Here is a 2081-nt window from a genome sequence, read left to right as displayed (position 1 = left end):
GGATGACGGGTTTTCCAGTCCCAGCGGTCGTGGATGTACAGGCCCCGGAACAAAGGCTCGTTGGCCTCGAACAGTTCCTTGAGGGTGTCCAGCAGCAGGCTCTTGCCGAAGCGGCGAGGGCGGGAGAGGAAATAATAGCTGCCTTCATCGATCAGCTGATGAAGGTAGGGGGTTTTATCCACATAGTAGAACCCACCAGTGCGGATTTTGCTGAACGCCTGTACGCCGATGGGGAGATTGAGCTGGGTAGCCATGGAGGGAACTCGGCACCTGAAAGGTTTTACTGTCAGGGCAGAATATCACGAAGCCGGGGCTGAGCCGCCCCTCACTCAGCCAGTCACGCCTTCGGATACGCCCGGATGCGGGCCGCCAGCTCATCCTCGGTGAAGGCTGACTGGTTCACCAGATAGTAGCGCAGGTGGGCTGATAGACCTGCAGAAAAACCGGCGGCATCTCCTTGCAGGGGTCACTTTGCTCTTGATCAGATGGTCGTAAGACTAAAAAGGTAAATCCCCGTCACAATCCCTGTGACGGGTTTTAGATGTCGCATGGCGGGTCTATTCCCTGACAGCTCATCCTGAACCTGATTGCCCATCCTTGATGCGCCAATACTTGGCGACGGGATATAAATCCCATACTCGGGAACATGAAGACAAGCAACACTTGCAAAAAATTTGACTCAGCTCAAAATTTTCATGAGTGACTTGATCGTCTGGTCACAAGCTCAGCACGTCAAAAGCGATGATCTGCCGCTGTTCCCTGGAGAACTCCACGCCGATGAGGTGAATGGGCTTGCCCTGCCCCCGGTACTTGTCGGCGTAGCCCTTTTCCTGGAGCTGTTGCAAGGCCCTGCCCTCTGGCACCTGCTCCACCACCTTGAACTCGAACAGATAGATGTGACCATTGAAATCCACCGTCATGTCCACACGGCCAGTGTTGCCGGCATCTTCCACGGTGATGGCCAGTCCCAGGGCGGCCAGGTGGCTGTAAAACACGCTGGCATAATGACCTTCATACTGGGCAATGGGATTGTTGCGGTACCAGTCGTGGGGCAGGCCGGCAAACAGGGCCTTGAAGTGGGTTTCCAGCGCCGGCAGGTCATGGGCCTGAAGGGCACGAAACAGACTGATGCGATGCTGGGCTGCCCTGGGCATGCCCAGGGCCGGGAGCAGAGCTTGGTTGAGACTGGCCTCCACTTCCCGGTTGGGATAGCCCAGGGTGTAGAGCCAGTAACCAGTCATGGGCTGCTCCACCTTGTGTACGGTGAGATAGCCGGTCTGGAACAACAGGGCCTCGGTGGCAATCTCGTCCACGTCGAAGCGGCCCAGAAGGGCGGCCTCTGTTTCCAGGGTATCCAGCCGCGGGGTGTAAAGACCCCGTTCGGCGAGGAGTTTCACCAGGAATGTGGGTGTGGCACTTTCGAACCAATAGGGTCGGAACTCCCGCTCCTGGAACAGCAACAGGACGTCAAAGGGGTTGTAGACCGAGGGTAACCGCTCATCCCCCCAGCGATAACCGTTGTACCACTGCCGGATCTGCTCCCGATCCAGGCCCGGTAGTTCCGGCGCAAAGACGGTATCGAGGTCCTCGTCGGTGTAGCCGCAGAGGGCGCCGTAGTCCCGGGAGAGGGTGATGTCACGCAGGTTGTTCAGCCCCGAGAACAGACTGACCTTGCTGAACTTGGACACACCGGTGAGCAGGCAGAATTTCAGATGGGGGTCGGCATCCTTGAGGACGGAATAGAGGTTTTTCAGCCCTTCCCGCAGTTCGCGGGCCACCTCGGCATCGGTGATATTGTCCAGGATGGGCTTGTCGTATTCGTCGATCAGGACCACCACCCGCTGGCCGTGCTGCTGGTGAGTCCCAGTGATTAATTCCCGGAACCGCCCCTGAATACTTTCATTGCTCAGGGTAATCCCCAGCCTTTGAGAGTGTTCACGCAACAGCTCTTCAATGTGCTGATCCAGCGCCCGACGACTGCTCATGACCCCATCGGCAAAACTGATCCGGATGACCGGATGACGGGTTTTCCAGTCCCAGCGGTCGTGGATGTACAGGCCCCGGAACAAAGGTTCGTTGGC

The 2081-nt window shown here is 57.7% G+C and carries 2 protein-coding genes; both read right to left on the bottom strand.

Annotated features, from left to right (window positions below):
* Positions 1–254: AAA family ATPase (locus tag BMX62_RS12455; RefSeq protein WP_156055396.1), on the bottom strand; the 254-nt coding region annotated here is incomplete at its 3' end.
* A gap of 462 nt (positions 255–716) precedes the next feature.
* Positions 717–2081, bottom strand: a 1365-nt coding sequence (locus BMX62_RS12450; RefSeq protein WP_090209612.1) for an ATP-binding protein, incomplete at its 5' end; no start/stop codon positions are given.

The organism is Ectothiorhodospira magna (assembly GCF_900110965.1).
In the GTDB taxonomy this organism is placed as follows: Bacteria; Pseudomonadota; Gammaproteobacteria; order Ectothiorhodospirales; family Ectothiorhodospiraceae; genus Ectothiorhodospira; species Ectothiorhodospira magna.
Note: the sequence above shows the minus strand (reverse complement) of the source record. Positions and strands in the feature narration are given on the sequence as shown.